The 18,497-nt window shown below is 45.4% G+C and carries 18 protein-coding genes; 10 read left to right on the top strand and 8 right to left on the bottom strand.

Features of this window, described 5'->3' with window-relative positions; all coding sequences use genetic code 11:
* Positions 1-164: 164 nt before the first annotated feature.
* The 3 genes from AAE02nite_RS22395 to AAE02nite_RS22385 form a co-directional block, all read right to left on the bottom strand.
* Positions 165-524, bottom strand: coding sequence for a CoA-binding protein (locus AAE02nite_RS22395; protein ID WP_146903547.1), 360 nt, complete (start codon positions 522-524; stop codon positions 165-167).
* A 116-nt stretch (positions 525-640) separates the two neighbouring features.
* Positions 641-2,209: an NAD(P)/FAD-dependent oxidoreductase gene (locus AAE02nite_RS22390; RefSeq protein ID WP_146903544.1), complete on the bottom strand. Its 1,569-nt coding sequence runs from the start codon at positions 2,207-2,209 to the stop codon at positions 641-643.
* Positions 2,210-2,450: 241 nt separating this feature from the next.
* The gene (locus tag AAE02nite_RS22385) at positions 2,451-3,413 is read right to left on the bottom strand and encodes a tryptophan 2,3-dioxygenase family protein (RefSeq protein ID WP_146903541.1); all 963 of its coding nucleotides are present in this window, start codon (positions 3,411-3,413) and stop codon (positions 2,451-2,453) included.
* Positions 3,414-3,685: 272 nt separating this feature from the next.
* Between AAE02nite_RS22385 and sdaAB the strand changes: the two genes are divergently transcribed.
* The 9 genes from sdaAB (at position 3,686) to AAE02nite_RS22340 (ending at position 11,677) form a co-directional block, all read left to right on the top strand.
* On the top strand, positions 3,686-4,360 hold the full coding sequence (gene sdaAB / locus AAE02nite_RS22380) for an L-serine ammonia-lyase, iron-sulfur-dependent subunit beta (RefSeq protein ID WP_146903538.1): 675 nt from the start codon (positions 3,686-3,688) through the stop codon (positions 4,358-4,360).
* A gap of 3 nt (positions 4,361-4,363) precedes the next feature.
* A complete protein-coding gene (locus tag AAE02nite_RS22375; RefSeq protein WP_146903535.1) occupies positions 4,364-5,833 on the top strand; it encodes a TolC family protein in 1,470 nt (489 codons plus the stop codon).
* Positions 5,834-5,847: 14 nt separating this feature from the next.
* Positions 5,848-7,242, top strand: a complete 1,395-nt coding sequence (locus AAE02nite_RS22370; protein ID WP_146903532.1) for an efflux RND transporter periplasmic adaptor subunit — start codon at positions 5,848-5,850, stop codon at positions 7,240-7,242.
* A 14-nt stretch (positions 7,243-7,256) separates the two neighbouring features.
* Positions 7,257-8,246, top strand: coding sequence for an NAD(P)H-dependent glycerol-3-phosphate dehydrogenase (locus tag AAE02nite_RS22365; RefSeq protein WP_146903529.1), 990 nt, complete (start codon positions 7,257-7,259; stop codon positions 8,244-8,246).
* A gap of 118 nt (positions 8,247-8,364) precedes the next feature.
* A complete protein-coding gene (locus AAE02nite_RS22360) occupies positions 8,365-9,072 on the top strand; it encodes a TIGR04282 family arsenosugar biosynthesis glycosyltransferase (protein ID WP_170252666.1) in 708 nt (235 codons plus the stop codon).
* Between the two features lie 108 nt (positions 9,073-9,180).
* A complete protein-coding gene (locus AAE02nite_RS22355; RefSeq protein ID WP_146903523.1) occupies positions 9,181-9,516 on the top strand; it encodes an arsenosugar biosynthesis-associated peroxidase-like protein in 336 nt (111 codons plus the stop codon).
* Between the two features lie 3 nt (positions 9,517-9,519).
* Positions 9,520-10,572 (top strand): arsenosugar biosynthesis radical SAM (seleno)protein ArsS, encoded by a 1,053-nt coding sequence (gene arsS, locus AAE02nite_RS22350; RefSeq protein WP_146903520.1) that lies wholly within the window; start codon positions 9,520-9,522, stop codon positions 10,570-10,572.
* A 42-nt stretch (positions 10,573-10,614) separates the two neighbouring features.
* Entirely contained in the window at positions 10,615-11,085 is a 471-nt protein-coding gene (locus AAE02nite_RS22345) for a rhodanese-like domain-containing protein (protein ID WP_246151221.1), read from the top strand.
* Positions 11,078-11,677, top strand: a complete 600-nt coding sequence (locus AAE02nite_RS22340; RefSeq protein WP_146903513.1) for a TIGR04282 family arsenosugar biosynthesis glycosyltransferase — start codon at positions 11,078-11,080, stop codon at positions 11,675-11,677. The genes AAE02nite_RS22345 and AAE02nite_RS22340 overlap by 8 nt, the downstream gene beginning before the upstream one ends.
* Before the next feature lie 199 nt (positions 11,678-11,876).
* Here the strand turns inward: AAE02nite_RS22340 and AAE02nite_RS22335 are convergent, their stop codons facing one another.
* Entirely contained in the window at positions 11,877-13,571 is a 1,695-nt protein-coding gene (locus tag AAE02nite_RS22335; RefSeq protein ID WP_146903510.1) for a tetratricopeptide repeat protein, read from the bottom strand.
* Between the two features lie 220 nt (positions 13,572-13,791).
* Between AAE02nite_RS22335 and AAE02nite_RS22330 the strand changes: the two genes are divergently transcribed.
* Positions 13,792-14,010 carry a PspC domain-containing protein gene (locus tag AAE02nite_RS22330; protein WP_146903507.1) on the top strand — a complete coding sequence of 73 codons (219 nt, stop codon included), beginning with the start codon at positions 13,792-13,794 and terminating at the stop codon, positions 14,008-14,010.
* Here the strand turns inward: AAE02nite_RS22330 and AAE02nite_RS22325 are convergent.
* From AAE02nite_RS22325 to AAE02nite_RS22310, 4 genes are all read right to left on the bottom strand, one after another.
* Positions 13,975-15,027 (bottom strand): glycosyltransferase family 2 protein, encoded by a 1,053-nt coding sequence (locus tag AAE02nite_RS22325; RefSeq protein ID WP_246151220.1) that lies wholly within the window; start codon positions 15,025-15,027, stop codon positions 13,975-13,977. The genes AAE02nite_RS22330 and AAE02nite_RS22325 overlap by 36 nt on opposite strands.
* On the bottom strand, positions 15,017-15,352 hold the full coding sequence (locus AAE02nite_RS22320) for a YbaB/EbfC family nucleoid-associated protein (RefSeq protein ID WP_146903503.1): 336 nt from the start codon (positions 15,350-15,352) through the stop codon (positions 15,017-15,019). Before AAE02nite_RS22320 ends, AAE02nite_RS22325 begins: the two co-directional genes overlap by 11 nt.
* A 75-nt stretch (positions 15,353-15,427) precedes the next feature.
* Positions 15,428-17,338: a T9SS type B sorting domain-containing protein gene (locus AAE02nite_RS22315; protein WP_146903500.1), complete on the bottom strand. Its 1,911-nt coding sequence runs from the start codon at positions 17,336-17,338 to the stop codon at positions 15,428-15,430.
* Complete coding sequence (locus tag AAE02nite_RS22310; RefSeq protein ID WP_146903497.1) at positions 17,335-18,495, bottom strand: aromatic amino acid lyase; 1,161 nt, start codon at positions 18,493-18,495, stop codon at positions 17,335-17,337. Before AAE02nite_RS22310 ends, AAE02nite_RS22315 begins: the two co-directional genes overlap by 4 nt.
* Between the last annotated feature and the right edge of the window lie 2 nt (positions 18,496-18,497).

The raw sequence follows: 18,497 nt of genomic DNA, 5'->3' as shown, positions 1-18,497 counted from the left end.
ATGAATATTTTAGGTGAATATTCGAAATTAATCTTTTTAGCTAAGAATATCCATTAATTATTGAAGCGGGCTTTTGCTGATGCAGCGGAGAATAAAGTGAAGGCAAAAAGAATATATTTAATTGTTGAATTTTTTCGAAATAAGAGAATAAAAAAAGGGGATTATTAATAATCCCCTACTGATAACATAATTAAGGTACAACCATGTACTGTTTTAATATTGGCTTCCCGGGCCATTTTTTCGAGTTCGTGGTTTTCGGTCCCGGGATTAAAAATAATACGCTTCGGCTTTAAAGATAAAATATAATCGTACCAGCTCGGTAAATTATTGGTGCCCACGTACAAGGTTACCGTATCTACGTCTTCAATCGGTTTCTTCTCCGTAATAATTTGCTCGCCGGCTACTTCGCCCTTCCGGATACCCACCGGCACCACCGGGTGGCCATACCGCTTTAGTTTATTGGCCGCCAGGTAAGCGTACCGCGAAGGGTTATCGGAAGCTCCTAATACAACAGTTTTCTTCATGGTTTAGGTTTTTAGGGGTTAGTAATTAGTAGTTAGTTCTAAATAAATTAAGGGTAATTAATTAGAACCTAAAACCACTTTATATCAACCATTCAGTATAAATTTTAACTCTTAACTTATTTACGTATTTTCTCAAAAACCTTTTCGGCGCAGCGTTCGCCGTCCATGGCTGCCGAAACAATACCGCCGGCGTAGCCGGCTCCTTCGGCACAGGGATAGAGGTTTTTAATGTGTACGTGTTCCAGTGTTTCTTTATCCCGGGGTATGCGCACCGGCGATGAAGTTCTGCTTTCTACGCCAATTATCTGGGCATCGTTGGTTAAATAGCCTTTCATCTTCGAGCCAAAGTGCTTAAATCCTTCCTGCAACCGGTAGCTTATGTGCTTAGGCAACAATTCGTGCATATCTACGGATGCCAAACCAGGCTGGTAAGAAGTCTCTAACAAACTATCGGATGTTTTGCGCCGGGTAAAATCAAGTAAGCGTTGGGCCGGAGCCGTTTGGGTACCGCCCCCAAAAATCCAGGCTTTTCTTTCCAAATCCTGTTGCATCCGCAGGCCAGCCAAAGGGCCATATTTTGACAGATTTAAATCTTCCAGGTCGATGGCTACTACAATGCCGGAGTTGGCAAATTTAGAGTCGCGGCGACTCGGCGACATGCCGTTTACCACCACTTCGCCGGGAGCGGTGGCAGCCGGTACAATAAATCCGCCCGGACACATACAGAAAGAGAATATTCCCCGCTGCTTGTTGTCCAGAGTTACCTGGTGCACCAGGGCATACGACGAAGCCGGCAAATATGGCCCACGGTCGGCACATTTGTACTGCACCTGATCGATTAAGGCTTGCTGGTGCTCTACGCGTACGCCCATGGCAAATGGCTTGGCTTCAATCAGAATATTTTTGGCGTGCAGCAACTCGTAAATATCGCGGGCCGAATGGCCGGTTGCCAGAATTACGGCTTCACCCTCTAACTTATTGCCGGCTGCCGTTACAACACCAGTCATGGTATCACCTTTTAAAATGAAATCAGTAACGCGGGTATCAAAATAGATTTCGCCGCCGGCCTGCAAAATTGTTTCGCGGATGTTGGCGATAATTACCGGCAATTTATTCGTGCCGATGTGTGGATGCGCATCAAATAATATTTCGGAGGTAGCACCGTGCTGAACAAAAATTTGCAATACCCGGTTGATATCGCCACGCTTTTTAGAGCGGGTATATAATTTACCATCCGAATACGTACCGGCACCGCCTTCCCCAAAACAATAATTAGAGTCTGGATTAACTATATGTTCTTTGTTGATGGCGGCTAAATCGCGGCGGCGGGTCCGAACGTCTTTACCGCGCTCCAAAATAATGGGTTTCAAGCCTAGTTCCACACAACGCAAGGCGGCGAACAAACCAGCCGGACCGGCACCCACAATAATTACCGGGCGGGCATGGCGCACATTGGGGTAGCGGTAAACGGGACTCAGAATATCAGTGGGAGGGGTAGCGGTATAAACATCGGCTTTAATGCGCATGACCACTTGCTGGCCGCGGGCATCAATCGAACGTTTTAATTTATGAATAGCGGTGGCACCGGTCTGGGGAATACGAGCCGCTTTTAGTATTTCCTGGTCTAACAGCTCGGCATTATAAGCTACTTCTGGTGTTACCACCAGTTCTATTTCTTTTTTCATGGGTTAATCGTGTAAGGCAGTTAACCTTAAATTGATTATTTTATTAAACTTAAAATCCTGCTGTTTTTTCTTCTAAATGGGCAGGGCAAATGAGTATATAAATATTTAAAAAACGACAGCTGGGATATTTCTCATAAACGTAAAGGGCCAGGAATAAATTCAAAGCCAGCTAAACCTCAAATGCCTAGCTTTACACAATAATACAGTAAACATAAAACTTTAGAAGGGAACGAAGAATTAGCTACAAATCTTCCAACACCTTTTCTACCCAGCCTTTACCCCAATCGTCTATTTCCTGTTCGGTCCATATTTCGGGATAGAATATTCTTTTTTGAAATTTGGGGGGTAAATATTGCCGCCAATTGGTGCCGCCGGTGGCCGGTAAAGCGCCGGCTTGCCGCTGCAAATACCGCACCGCCGATTTATAATGCATTAAGGGCCAGTTTACATTTATGTTGGCGTCGTTTTCTTTTAAAATCCTGATTAGCTTAGGGTTTTCCTGGTCTTCCAGGGGTAATTCTTTAAATTTGGCCCATACATTTTTATTTTCGTAGGCCAGGGCATGATGCATTAAAAAGTCGGTATATTTTTCTTCAAATTGCAGCAGGGTTAACGTTTTGGTATTGTCTTCCTCCTGGGTGGCGCCGGCTTTCCAGTAAATGCAGCCCATTAATTCGTCGTGGGTGGTTTGTAAGCCCATGGCTTTGCGTTTTTCCTTATCAACGAGGTTACGCAAATCGGTGGCGCAAATTTCTATCATCCGGAACTGTACTGATTGAAAACCGCTGGCCGGCATCAGCGACATCCGGAATTGCAGAAATTGCTTCGGATCCATGCCGTCTACCATCACATCAAAAGAATCAATCAGGTTCTCGAAGTAACGGTTGATGCGTTGCAGGCGCATAATTAAGGTGCTGGCCGTTAGGTGCGTGTCTTTGCCAATGAGCTCGTATTCGTTTAAGCAAAGCTTAAAGTAAAGTTCGGTAATCTGGTGATAAACAATAAATACCTTTTCGTCCGGAATATTCGTGCGCGGTGTTTGCAGACTTAGTAAGGTATCCAAATGAATATAGTCCCAATAGTTCGTAAAATCGGCGTAATACAAGCCTTCCAGGTAGTGTGCCAAATCCTGGCCGAGGGCATTATATTTTTTCTCCAATCTTCTAAGATGCTCCAACACCTCCGGTTTAAACTCCTGTTCCATGTGCTATTTGGGTTTTAGGCTTATTTTGCTGTAAACATACTAACAAAATAATATTTAGTTTAAGAAGTGGCAGGCAACCTTTGTATATTTTTAAGCATCTTTCCGGGATATGGTGTTAACCAAATGGTATAAACGGTATTAATAAGAGAGCTGCATCTTTAGCAATGGCGCCATTTACCGGCAAAAAATCGCCGTTTAGCTACAAAAAACAGATTCATGCTAAATATTTACCATAATTTTCTGAATATTGTAGAGTTATATATAAATGGGACATGGCTGAAAAAAGCAGCATATTCGATATGATTGGTCCAATCATGATTGGGCCATCCAGTTCCCACACGGCGGGGGTGGTGCGCATTGCGCGGGCTGCCATCCGGATATTGGGTTGCCAGCCCGAAACGGCCGAAATTACTTTCTATAACTCTTTTGCCCGAACTTACGAAGGCCACGGCTCTGACCGGGCTGTAATTGCGGGTTTACTCGATTTTAAAACCGACGACCTTCGGATAAAAGAATCATTTCGTTACGCAGACGAAGCCAAATTAAAATATACATTTAAATCGGTAGGCAATGCTTCGGCTATGCACCCCAATACTTTAAAACTAAACCTAAGCAGTGGCAACCGGCAGGTAGAAGTAGTGGGCCAGAGCCGGGGCGGCGGCGTTATCCGGATTGTAGAAGTAGATGGTTTTCCTTCGGATTTCTCGGCCAATTTACATACCATAATAATTCAGGCCAACGATGTAAAAGGCAGCATTGCTTTTATAGCCGATGTAATTGCTCACGACGATTGTAATATTGCCACCATGACCGTTTCGCGGCGCGGCAGGAACCAGGAAGCCCGCCAGTTTATCGAAATGGATACCGCCCTGAAACCTTTAACGCTCGAATATATCCGGCATTTAAGCTGGATCAAAAATATTACCTACATCCCTAATATAGAATAACCCATGTTAACCTATACCAAAAAAATCATGCCGCTGTGGCTGCTTTCGGCGGGCCTGCTGTTTACCCGGCCGGTACTGGCCCAAAATCAGCCCCAGACGCAGCAGGTAACCAAAACCACCTGGACTTTGCCTGAGTGTATTGATTACGCCCTAAAAAACAACCTACAGGTAAAGCAGCGACAGCTCGATGCCCGGTTAACAGATATTAACCTGAAAGGAGCCCGCGCCAATATGTTGCCCTCCTTAAATGGTTCGACTAACTACGGATTTAACTTTGGGCGCTCCATCGACCCGACCGAAAATACCTTTACCACGCAGCAAATTCAATCGGCTAATTTCTCAGTTTCTTCCAGCGTGCCTTTATTTAACGGGTTTCAGATTCAGAATACTATTAAACAAAACCGCCTGAATAAGGAAGCTGCCGAAACCGATATTACGACGGCGCAGAATAACCTGATTTTGGATGTAGTAGCGGCTTATTTACAAATTATATACAGCGATGCTTTGCTCGAAAACGCGAAGGTACAGTTAAGCAGTTCGCAGCAGCAGGCCGAACGGACACAGAAATTATTTCGGGCCGGCAGTGTAGCCGGCAGCAACGTGCTGGAGATTCAGTCGCAGGTAGCTACCGATGAACTGGCTATTATTAATGCGCAAAATCAGAAAGATATTGCCGAACTTCGGTTAATGCAGTTGCTGGATTTAAAGAAGGTGACGGATTTTGAAGTGGTAAAACCCGATATTAAAGATCCGGGACAAGAAATAATTAATTTTGATCCGGAAGAAGTTTACGGCATTGCCCAGCAGAATATGCCCGAAGTGCGGAGCGCCGAATTAAGGGTGAACAGTGCTTTGAAAGGTATTGAAATTTCCCGGGGAGCGTACTTTCCGCGGCTGGCTTTGGGGGGCAATTTAAATACCCAATATTCGAGTGCTCGATCGTTATATTTAGGTAGCAATACCTTTGTCCAAAGGGCGCTGGGATTTTCCGATGCTGCCGGCACGCAACCGTTGTTTGTTTACGTTCCTAATCAGGTTGCCCAAAAATACCCGTTCCTGGATCAGCTTACCGATAACCAGGGGAAGAGCCTTTTCCTGAGCCTGAACATACCCATTTTAAACGGTTTGCAGACCCGGAATAATGTGGCCAGGGCGAGGCTCAATCATGAAAGCGCAGTGCTGAACACCGAAATCGTACGCAACCAGTTGCGCCAGAATATTCAGCAAGCTTATGCCGATGCGCTGGCAGCGCAAAAGAAATTTGCCGCCACCAGCCGCCAACTGGAAGCTTTGGAGCAAACTTTTAAAAATGCCGAGATCCGGTTTAACAACGGCGTATTAAACCCAACGGAGTTTAACGTGGCCCGCAATAATTTTATTCGGGCCCAAACCGATTTAATACAAGCTAGATACGATTACACCTTTAAACTAAAGGTTTTAGATTTTTACCAGGGTAAATCCTTGTCGCTTTAATATTACTAACCTACATGGCTATCAAAAACTCAAATCGTAAATTTTATATAATAGGCGCTGTATTAATCCTGCTGTTGCTGGGAGCTTTTGTGGCTAAGAAAAACGGCTGGATAGGTAAAAAGGTAGGTACCGAAGTAACCGTAGCTAAAGTTAAAAAAACGAATATTGTTGAAAAGGTAAGCGCTTCGGGTAAAGTGCAGCCCGAGGTAGAAGTAAAAATCAGCCCCGATGTACCCGGTGAGATAACCGAATTACACGTAGAAGAAGGCGACTCGGTGGTGAAAGGAAAGTTACTATTAAAAATTCGGGCTGATAATTATGTATCGGTGGTACAGATGCAGCAGGCTCAGGTAAATACCCAGCGGGCTAACCTGGCCCAGGCCAAAGCGCAACTTTCCCAGACCATTGCCAACAGCGCCCAAACCGCCTTAACCCACAAGCGCAACACCGATTTATTTAAACAAAAGGTTATTTCGCAGGCCGATTTTGAAGCCAGTAAGGCCTCTTACGATGTAAGCCGCCAGGAAATTGAAGCTGCCCGGCAACGGGTGCGCGCCGCCGAGTATAATTTGCAAAGCGCCTTGGCGAGCTTAGAAGAATCGCGCAAAAATTTAAACAAAACTACCATTTACGCCCCGGTAAGCGGTACCATTTCAAAACTCAGCATAGAAGTAGGCGAGCGGGTGGTGGGTACCTCGCAAATGGCCGGTACCGAATTATTGCGCATTGCCAACCTGAACTCGATGGAAGTGCGGGTAAACGTAAACGAGAACGATATTATCCGGGTAAACGTCGGCGATTCGGCCATTGTAGAAGTAGATTCTTATTCGGGTAAGGACGAGAAATTCCGGGGTGTGGTCACCCAGATTGCCAACACGGCCAAAGATGCGGTTACCCTGGAAGCTGTAACGGAATTTGAAGTACGCATCCGCTTGCTGAACGATTCGTACAAACATTTAATGGATGCCAAACGTCAGGTTACTCCATTCCGTCCCGGCATGACGGCTTCCGTAGATATAATAACCGAAAAGCGGAATAATGTTTTGTCGGTGCCGCTTTCGGCCGTAACCACGCGCACGGCCGAGGAAGGCAAAGCCGGCACCAAGATACGGAACACGAGCAACAACAATGCCGCCGAAGCCGAACGGCCTAACGAAAATGAACCGATTGACGAAATTGTATTTGTACACCGCGATGGTAAAGCCCAGGCGGTAAAAGTTAAAACCGGTATCAGCGATTTCGATAATATTCAAATCTTAAGTGGGTTAAAAGAGGGCGATGAAGTTATCTCAGGGCCATTCCGGGCGGTGTCGCGGCAATTAAAAGATGGTAGTTTTGTGGTGGTAAAAGACGAAGCTTCCCTGGCCAAAACCGGTGGCACCGAAGAATCAGAAGAACAAGAAGATTAAGAAAAGAATCAGGTTTGGAAAAAATAGCAGTAATTGGCGGTGGCAGCTGGGCCACCGCTTTGGTTAAAATATTATCCGAAAATAAATCAACTGTTAATTGGTGGCTGCGAAACCCGAACGATGTAGTCCATTTACTGAAGTACCATCACAATCCCCGGTATATAAGCGGCGTAAACTTCGACCTAACTTACGTTAAACCTACCACCGATTTAATTAACTGTTTAGAAAAGGTGCGTTGGGTTATTTTGGCCGTGCCGGCAGCTTTTATTCAAAGCGCTTTAGCCCCATTACCAGCCGACGCATTTACCGGCAAAATATTGGTGTCGGCCGTAAAAGGTATGATTCCGCACCAAAACTTGTTAATTACCGATTACCTCGAAAATACCTTTGGTGTGCCGGCTACGCACCAGTGCATTATCGCGGGGCCTTGCCACGCTGAAGAGGTAGCTTTGGAAAAACAATCGTACCTGACCATTGGCTCCCACGATTTGGCGCACGCCGAGGAATTTTGTGGCCTGCTGCGCAACCGCTACGTAAAAGCATCGCCGCTCGATGATCTGGATGGTATTGAGTACGCCGCTATCATGAAAAATATTATTGCCCTGGCGTGCGGCATTGCCCACGGCTTGGGTTACGGCGATAATTTCCAGGCCGTTATGGTGTCGAATGCCATGCAGGAAATAGGCCGTTTCCTGCACGCCGTAATGCCCGTTAACCGCGACTTAAATGGCTCGGCTTACCTCGGCGACTTGCTCGTAACCGCTTATTCGCAGTTTAGCCGCAACCGGACTTTTGGCAACATGATTGGCCGGGGCTATACCGTAAAATCGGCGCAGTTCGAAATGAACATGGTAGCCGAAGGTTATTACGCGGTAGAAAGCATCTATGCCCTTAACCAGAAGTTAAAGATAAGTATGCCCATAACAGAAGCCGTACACCGCATTTTGTACGAAAAAGTAGCGCCTACCGTAGAAATCCAGATTTTAAAAGAGAAATTCAGATAGGCGTAAACTTAATTTCGGCACTACTGAACACACATGGTGGTAAATAATCTGGATAAAACCGGTTACTTAGCCTGGATTTACGTATCTTTCTTTAAATAATTTCTCCGTTAAAATCTCTTTGCCACATCGCTTTTCTGATATTGCCCTGGTTTTATTTACCCGTACCGCTGCAGAAGAGGTTCGGGAAAAAAACTTTTTGCCGCAGGGTAGCCCGGCCCAGCAATTGGCTGTGGCCGAAAAGCTTATCCAGAATAGTCATAAGCTACTGGCCTGTACCGGTTTACCCTACTTTATTTATTCGTCGGCGGAGCAGAAAGGAAATAATTTTGGTGAGCGGTTACAGAATGCCTTTGCCAATTTTTTCGCACTTGGCTTTAAGCGAGTAATAATCATCGGCAATGATTGTCCGCAACTTACCCCAACTGATATTTTGCGAGCGGCCAGCAAGCTCCAAGAACAGGGGGTTGTGGTGGGGCCGGATACTTCGGGCGGCGTTTACCTGCTGGGTTTAACCCAAGCAAGCTTCACGCGTAAATCATCTTTTGAACATATTCGTTGGAATTCCGCCCGGGTACTAACCGATATTGCGGCTGCTTTTGACATTGCTGCGGCAGATTTAAACTTTTTAGCCAAGTATACCGACCTCAACAACAGCCGGGCTTTTGCCAAAGCTTTCCGGCAAAAATTATTCCGGTCTGGCTTACGCCGGTTTTTCCGCCAACTGCTAGGCCTAATAACAACCCGGTTTAACTATCCGGAAACTTTTCGTCTTCCTTTTTTTTACACCCGCAGCTTGTGCTTCCGCGGTCCTCCCTTTCTTTATTAAACTTTTTTAAGACTGCTTTTTTATTCAGATTTCCGGTGTCGTTTGCTTTGGCGGCAACACTGGTTGTATCTATTTATTTACCTAAAAAATATCTATACAAAATTAAATATGGAAAAGACTTATTATAACCCACAAGACTTAAAGAAATTTGGCAATATCAGTGAGTTTTCGCCGGGATTGGCTGAGAAGTTTTTTAGCTATTACGGCGAGGTTTTTGCCGAAGGCGAGCTGACAGCCCGCGAAAAATCTTTAATAGCGCTGGCCGTAGCGCATACGGTGCAGTGCCCGTACTGCATTGATGCCTATACCGTAGATTCTTTGGAAAAAGGTTCTACCGAAGGCCAGATGATGGAAGCCATTCACGTGGCGGCGGCTATCCGGGGCGGGGCATCTTTGGTACACGGCGTGCAGATGATGAATAAAGTAAAAGAAATTGTGATGTAAGGAATGCAGCAGTCTTTAAAAAAGAGTAATCACCAACTGGCCGATACACTGATTCAACTGGAGGTATTAAACCAGGCTACCCAACAAGGCAGCCAGTTTCCGGCTTTCACCCAAAAATTGCGCGGCCTTAACTTGTTTCCGTTAAAACCTACGCACCTGGATATTTTCCAGGTGAACGTAGGTAAAATGTGTAACCAGGTTTGCAAGCACTGCCACGTAGATGCCGGTCCGGATCGCAAAGAAATAATGACCCGCGCTACCATGCAGCAGTGTTTAACGGCCATTGCGGCCAGTTCGGTACGTACGGTTGATATAACCGGCGGCGCCCCTGAGATGAATCCGGATTTTAGGTGGTTTGTAGAAGAAATAAGTAAACTGGGCCGGGAAATTATTGTGCGGTGTAATCTCACCATTATTGTCGCAAACAAAAAATACCACGACTTACCGGCGTTTTACAAGACGCATAACGTGCACGTAATATCTTCGTTGCCTTATTTTTCGGCCATGCGCACCGATGCGCAGCGGGGGCAGGGCGTTTTTGAAGATTCAATTAAAGCCCTAAAAATGCTGAATGCCGTGGGGTACGGGCAGGAGGGAAGCGACTTAATATTAGATTTGGTTTACAATCCCTCCGGCGCCTTTTTACCCGCAAGACAGGCCGGACTGGAGTTAGAGTTTAAGAAAAAGTTAAAAGCCGGGTTCGGCGTAGATTTTAATAATTTATTCGCCATCACCAACCTGCCCATCAGCCGGTTTCTGGATTATTTAATCCAAAGCAATAATTACGAAACTTATATGGAAAAACTGGTAATGGCGTTTAATCCGGCGGCAGCGGCTAATGTTATGTGCCGCAATACTTTGTCGGTAGGTTGGGACGGTTATTTATACGATTGTGATTTTAACCAGATGCTGGAGTTAAAAGTATCGCCGTCGGCCCCACAGCATATTAGTGCCTTTAACGAAGCGGCGCTTAATAATCGGAACATTGTGTTAAACCAGCATTGTTACGGGTGTACCGCCGGGGCAGGTTCCAGTTGCGGCGGCACTACTGCCTAAAGGCAAATATTTATGTTAAGCAGGGTATTAATAGGTTTATGTATGTTCTTAAGTCACCAAAGCTTTGGCCAGTTTTTATACGACCAGAAGCTAAAGCTTTTGTATAAAAATACGGTTCCGGTAATTTCGGCCGCCACTCTCAACCATTTGGTTGCGCAGAAGGCCCCGGTTTACCTGCTGGATATCCGTTCGCCACGCGAGTACGCCGTAAGCCATTTGCCGGGTGCCCGCTTTTTTAATTACGATACTTTCGAACCTGCGCAGGTAAAAAATATTCCTAAAAATGCCCGGGTAGTGGTTTATTGCGCGGTAGGGGTGCGGAGTGAGGAAGCCGGCGAAAAGTTGAAAAAGGCCGGTTATAAGCAGGTGCACAATTTGTACGGCGGTATATTTAGCTGGAAAAACGAAGGTTTTCTGGTGGTAAACGCCCGGCAACAGCCAACCGACAGTGTACATACTTATAACAAATATTGGTCGGTTTGGCTCCGCAAGGGCATTAAAGTATATGAGTAAGAATCTCCTGATAATATTTGTTAAAAATCCGGTAATAGGTAAAGTTAAAACCCGTTTGGCCGCTACCATTGGCCCGGAAAAAGCCTTGGCCATTTACCAGCAGTTGCTGGCGCATACCCGGGAAATTACTTATGATTTGTCCTGCGACAAAGCACTCTATTATGCCGATTTTTTACCCGCGGAAGATGATTGGGACAGTACGGTTTACACCAAGTATTTACAGGTTGATGGTGATTTAGGCGACCGCATGAGCCAGGCTTTTCAGGATGGGTTTACCCGGCAGTATAACCGCATTTGCATCATCGGCAGCGATTGTTTCGAACTGAATGCCGCCATCATTCAGCAAGCCTTTCAAAAACTCGAAGCGCATGATGCAGTAATAGGGCCATCGGCGGACGGTGGCTATTATTTACTCGGACTGACGCAACCACAACCCGCTTTATTCCTGAACAAGCACTGGAGCACCGATACCGTGTTGCGGGATACCCTCTGGGATTTAAAAGCTAAAGGCTTAACCGTAACCTTACTGCCCACCCTGACCGATGTAGACGAGGAAAAAGATTTAACAACTATGCTGCAGGTAAAGCGATAATCTTTGTAATTGTCTATTTCATTGTCCGGGCAACTTAACTTGACAAAGTCTTTTCTAGGTAATTAAATTCTATAGCCAATTACAATTACCAAGTGCTATAAATTAAAACCTAACCGAGATTCAAGACCTGTGAGTATTGTGCATTGTTATAGGTCTAATACTTTGAAGGAATCGTATTTAGATGATTGGGTATAAAGCCTTAACCTTTTAAAGCGGACTGAAATACGGCTGTTTTAAGATAAGGGCGGAACTCCAGGTCGTCGATGGCCCGCTGCACAAAAGATTTATCGGCTTGTACCGCTCGTTTCAGGTGCGCCGCCATTAAGTTTTCGTCTTTGGTCCGGGCCGCAATAATGGCTAAACTGTAATAGGCCAGGGCATCATTCGGCTTTATCTTAAGGGCGGCTTCGTAAAATTTAGGAGCGTCCTCATAATTTTCTTTCAGCATGTAGCACAACCCGGTGTTAATATAGTTCTGGTAGCTGGTTCCGGCATAATGCAGGCTGTTTAGGGCATCATCTACTTGGCCTATTTCTATTTCCAAAGCGGCTTTGTCGGCAAATACTTTTTCCAGCAAAGCTTTGTTACCGCCCAATTTTATAGCGTAATCGTAAGCTTGCAGGGCCTCCAAGGCATTACCTCGTAAATGGTGCGCCGAAGCAGCGTGGTAAAAAGTGTTAGCGGCAGGGTTCCGGTGGCTGGCATATATTAAGTTTTGCGCTGATTTTTTTAACAACTCGCTTTTCAGTTGCGGACGGTGTTCCTGTTTGGCCATTAATAAGTAGACCACGCCCAAATTATGGTAGGCCTGCCAATTATCGGTGGTACGAATAGCCGCCTCGTAAATTTTTCTTTTTTCGGCCAGCAACGGCGTTAAAGTGGCAGCGTAGCGGAGTTCCTGTTCGGTTAGCGCCGATTTATCAGCAGCTTTTTCGGCTATTTTCTTGGAGAGCAGGTATATTTCGTAATCTTTTTTAGGAACCGGCGTATAGGCAATTTTTACTTCGGCAAAACGAAGAACGGGATATACATACAATTCCAAATATTCATAAGATTCCAGTTGCTGCAGTTTCTCTTCTTTTTCGAGGAAGCTGCCTTCGCCGTTCACAATAGCCATAATTTTTTCTGTCTCCTCTTTGGGCAGCGCCGAAGATTTTACTTTTTTGGTAAAAGCATCCCACCCCGGTTGTTGAGGATTGGTTTTAAACCGGATAGCTTTGGTGTTATTAACATAATCGCTGATATCGAGTTTATGTTTGTAAAACTTCTGTAAGGCCTGGGCCCGCTGGGCGGCCAGCCGGGGCTTTTGAATTTCTTCTTTCTCCGGCGAAGTGCCGGCTACAATTTCTATGGCTTCGGTCTTGTAATTCGATTCAATAAAATCGTTCAGTACGGTTACGTTGGTGCCTAAAAAATCGCGCAGTGCCGTTTGCCCTTTATCAAAGTAAAAAGTTAAGGTATTTACACTTTCGGCTTCCGGTTGGTAATTATCGAGCTCGTACGATACTTCGTTGTTGCGCGCTACCAATTTAGAGGTGGTAATAAGGCCGGTGGCTAGTTCCTGCGGCTTGGTTCGCTTTTCGTGCCGTTTTTTGTTCATGGCTACGCCCTCCATCATCAAACGACCGGGATTTTTTTCGGGTGTGTACGGGAAGGAAAATTGCCGGGTGATGGTAGGCAATTTGTTTTCGTAAATAAATTCGCCGGGGTTAAAGGCTATGCGGCCAATGGGTTCTATTTTATCTTCACCATAGTGATAAGTTAGTTCCAGGCCGTAGACAGCTTTTTTCTGAACCATTTTCAAGGGTACTTGGGCTTTTACTTCAAACAAAACGTTGTCGCCGCTCACTTCCAGTTTGTTCGGAATTACGGTAACCTGTTGTTTATGGCTCATTTTTATGAGCCGTGGGAGGGTGCAGCCGGAGGCTAAAATACTGCAGATGAGAAAGAAAAAATAAAAATTTACACTGCTTAATTTCATATCCTGATTAAAAAATATTCGTATACCGCACACAGGTTTAAATATTTAATAGTATATTTCTGTTTACTTCTTAAATAATTGAAAGCCTGAATTTACGTTAATACTTTTTTAAATATTATTTTTACACCGTATTATGGAACGTTTGCAATTCTTCCTGGAGTCCCAAGCTTTTGGCGTCTGCACAAAAATCGGTGAAAAACTAGGTTTTGCTACCAGTAGTATCCGTTTTTCTTTTATTTACCTTTCTTTCCTTACTTTCGGCTCGCCGGTAATTATTTACCTGATGTTGGCTTTCTGGATGAATATTCGTAAATGCCTACGCCGGCAGCGCAGCACGGTTTGGGATGTTTAATTGCGGGTAGGTTTTTATACCATTTAAAAAATATTCCCCAACCAAACTTTTCGGGTAAATCAACTCCGGGCTAATTACTGCCTGGTGTTGTATTTGCGCTCGCCGCTTTTGCCAATATTTACGGTTTTGCCATAAGTGCCAGTGAGCCCGGAGAACAGCCAGGGCATCGTGCCGGAAACCGGTTATTAAAAATTTAAAGGCCGCTACCCAATCCAGCACAATCCGGGTTATTAATATTTTATATAGGTTTTCCGGTCCGATGTTTTTGTATAACAAGGCCAGCCCGTTCCGGAAGTTTAAATACGTTTTGCGCGGACTGTTCTTGGGTAAGGTGCCGCCGCCTACATGAAATATTTCGCTGTGGCCGCAATACATTATTTTATAACCCATCAACTGCAAGCGCCAGCATAAATCTATTTCTTCCATGTGGGCAAAAAAGGCGGGTTCCAGCCCCTGCGCCTCCCAGTAAGCCGTTGCCCGTATAAACAAGCAAGCCCCGGTTGCCCAGAATATCGGCCGGACATCGTTATACTGCCCTTTATCTTCTTCAATGGTTTCGAATAAACGGCCGCGGCAGAACGGATAGCCTAAATAATCTATTAAACCACCGGCCGCTCCGGCGTATTCAAAACAATTACGTTTATAGTAAGATTTTATTTTGGGCTGGCAGGCGGCTATACGCGCATCTGAATCCAATAAGGAAATGATGGGGTCCAGCCAGTTGGGGGTAACTTCCACATCCGAATTCAGCAACACATAATATTCGGCATTTACCTGCCCGAGGGCACGGTTATAACCTTCGCAAAATCCGTAATTTTCCGAATGCAATATTAATTTTACCGCCGGAAATTCTTTCTGCAAAAATAGAACTGAATCGTCCGAGGAGGCATTGTCGGCTACCACCACCTGGCAACCTGGCGAATACGCAATAACAACGGGCAGAAATTTCTGTAAAAATTTCTGCCCGTTCCAATTCAAAATAACAATGGCAACACGCGCGGCAGAATCAGAGACCAAGATTGTTTAAATCTAATCCCGGAATATTTGGCAGCAAACCTTCGGTATGGCGTTTCATTTCGTCTTTGGCCTTTTCGCCGGCCTCGTCCATGGCTTTGTTCACAGCCGCTACTACCAAATCCGAAATCATTTCTTTGTCCTCTTTATTTAGAAGGGAATCGTCTATCTCTAAGCTGATGAGCTTACGCTGGCCATTTACCTTGGCTTTTACCAGGCCGGCACCCGATTCGGCCGTAACCGTAATAAACTGCAGGTTATCCTGGGCTTCCTTCATCTTGGCCTGCACCTCTTTCAGCTTGCCCATCATGCTAAACATATCAAACATAAAGCTCTTTTTAAAATATTGAACATACAAAATTAAGCAAGGCCGCCTATTCACCAAAAATAAAAACGGACTTGCTTATTTTACTAACGTAAGGGTTCCGGTTTGGGTAATATTTTTGCCGGTACCATCGGTGGCCGTAAGGGAATACACGTAAACGCCAACGGGAGCATCCTGGCCTTTAATCTTTCCGTCCCAGCCTTGCTGCTGATTGGTACTTTCAAAAATTATTTGTCCCCAGCGGTTTAAAATTTGCAGCCGGAAGTTACCGTATATCTGGCCTTTTACTTCGAAGCGGTCGTTCAGGCCGTCGCCATTCGGCGAAAAAGCCGTGGGCAAGGCAAATTTACTTTCCAGCTGCACCAGCACCGTGTTGGAGAAAGAAATTTCGGTTGGGTTAACCCCCGTAGCTTTTATCCGGAAATATTGCCGCTGGTTGGTGGTGTTCATTTTCTGGCTGAAGGTATTGCCAGTGACTGGGGAGCTGCTTAAAACGCTACCATTGGTATCTACCTGCTCCAAAAAATATTGTACCGGACCAGCGAACCCCAGGTAATCTGTCCAATTCAGGTTTAAAGTACCATCGTGGTTTAAAGTAGACTGTATTAATACGGGGCAGGTAGTATTGCTGGCCGCGGAGGCTTTACCGCAATTATCTTCAAAAAAAGCCTGGTAGCATAGTTGCCCATTATTGGTGCTGCTGTTGGCATCAGTTAAGGTGGTTTTATCGGAAGTGGCTAAATTCGTAAACGGTGAATTGTTCTGGCTTTTCTGGTAAGTAATGGTTTTAGGTAGATTATTGCCGGCAGGTTTGAAATTTAGTTCCACCTGATTATTAGGGGTAAATGTACTGCTTAAAAAACCTGCTTGCGGAGCGTTGGTGGTGGTTACCAATGCACAGCTTTCAATCGAGACGGAACTAAAATTACTTTTTAAAGCGGCTGTCAGTTGGTAACAATAATTAGTGCCGCAAACCACGTCGGTATCGGTGTAAGTAGTAATATTAGCCGGCAAAGTTTGCAGTAAAGTGCCATTGCGGTATACTTTATAATTTTCCAGGTTGCCCCCTTCCCGGTAAAAAGGCCAGGATAAAACTACCTGGTTATTGCCCGGCGTAGCGGTTAAGGGCTGACTGCAAATATTGGCCAGCGTTACGTTTAAATTACTACCGCAACGGTCGGTGGTACGCAACCGGAAACAAGCTGGATTGGCCGTATTAATATCTTTAATAGTATAATTAAGAGTGGTATTAGCCGGGTTTTTTAAAGTATCTATTAAAGTGGTACTGGACCCAACTACGCGCTCCAGAATATAAAAATATTCCGGTTGCAGGTTTTTAATGCTTAAAGCTAAGGTGCCGGCTGTGCCCGGTGTAGTAATCCGGATGCTTTCCAGAACCGGGGCCGCAGGAGCGGGCAAGGGCTGCACCGTGGTTTCGGCCTGGCGGGTGCAGGTAGCCCCGGTATAAGAACCGATTACTACTACTTTTAGAGCCGTACCCGGGCTGTATTGGTGGCTAATAGAAGCGCCTCTGATCAGGTTCTGTTTGGTGCCGTCGCCGAAATCAACCAGAAAATTATTGTAATTGGAATCGATAATGGTAACCCGCACCTGGTTCTGGGCACAGGCTGTAACGGTAAAAACCGGCGGTGGCGTATCTACCACCACAAAGGTTCTTTCATTCTGAAAAATTTGCCCGGTGTTAATTAACTGGGTTATTGTGTAAGTGCCGGCCCGGTTATAAGTGAATATTTTGGTTGTGTCCGTCGAAAAAGAAACATTGTTGCTTTTATCAAAGTCGTAATACTCTTTGTCTGGTTGGGTATTGGGCAAGCATGATTTAAACCGTATGGGCTGACCTACGCAAAATTGGGTTACTTCTTGCCCGGCGGCGTTATACGCTTTAAACTTCTCAGGGCAGGAATTAACCTGCGCCCATAACATAGGCGACCAAGTGAGCAGGAATACCAAAGAAACTAACTTTTTCAAGTTAAGGGCGCAGGAGTTGTTATCCGGGTAAAGTCTACTATTTTTTGTAGCTGGTCCGAAGCCATTTTTTTAGGAACGAAGAAAGCCGAGTGGTAATATGCGCTTAGAGTTAAATTTCCGGGTGTTAAGCTGAAAACTTTGCCTACCTGCGTTACCGACCAGAAAGCCAAGGCCATAATTTGCTCCGTGAGGTTAATTGCTTCAGATAACTCATGGTGCAGCAGCCGCATATCTTTGTTTAAAATAATGGTATCGGTGGGGTTCAGGCCGGTGAGGTTAAGCTGTTTTTGCAGCGATTGTACCAAGTCCGAAGCCTTGGCAAAACTGGTTGTTGCGGGCGGTTCCGAAGTAGAAACCAAGTTATCGTAAGTTTCGGAAGTTAAATCGGTAAGAGCCGCCATCACTTTAATCAAGAAATTCAGCAAACCCAAAACAGAATCGCGCACTTGGGCTAAATCCTGCTTTTCGACTGGTCTGGCATAATTTTCCTGAATAATGCCCCGCGTATTTTCCAGCGCAGCCTTCAGCTTTTGCCAGTTTGCCGGCAAAGAGGCAGGTTGATCCGAGGCAATGCCATCGAATACGCCGATTAAATATTCCAGCCAGTTTACCAAAGGCTGAAACCGGAATAAATAATAGAGCAGGTTAGCGTAGGTAAATGTATTTTGATTGATAAAATTATCTACTTCCGGAGCGGTTAAAGTGAGCGGTTGCCAACTGAAAATATCCATCACGTCAGCGGCATTTAGCTCATATCCCTGGAAGCTTACTTTGCCTAACCCAAGCAGGGGCAAACCTAATTGCGTTAGCTGGCTGGTGGGCAACCCATGTTCGTGTACTACCGGCCAAACTTCGCGGTTGTGAAAAGCCAGTAATCGCTGCAAAACATCAGGTTGAACCGGCTGCGACTGCTGCAGGAGCGTAGCGAGTTGCAAAACCAGCGTTAGCCGGATAACGCCTTCGGGCACCGCCGGACCGAAGCTTAAACCATGAGAGAGCAAAAAGGCTTCGGCCGTGGCAGAGTCGGATTTAAGACTACCTTCTTTGGGGCGTAATTTTGCCAATAGTTCCGGTGAAATCTCTAACAAAGATTTTTCTTCGTAGATCTTCTCCAGGTTTTCCAGCGACAGCGGTTCGGCAGCTAAGGTGTAGGCCATAC

It is taken from the genome of Adhaeribacter aerolatus (genome assembly GCF_007991635.1).
In the GTDB taxonomy this organism is placed as follows: domain Bacteria; phylum Bacteroidota; class Bacteroidia; order Cytophagales; family Hymenobacteraceae; genus Adhaeribacter; species Adhaeribacter aerolatus.
This window is presented reverse-complemented; position numbering and strand designations above follow the sequence as displayed.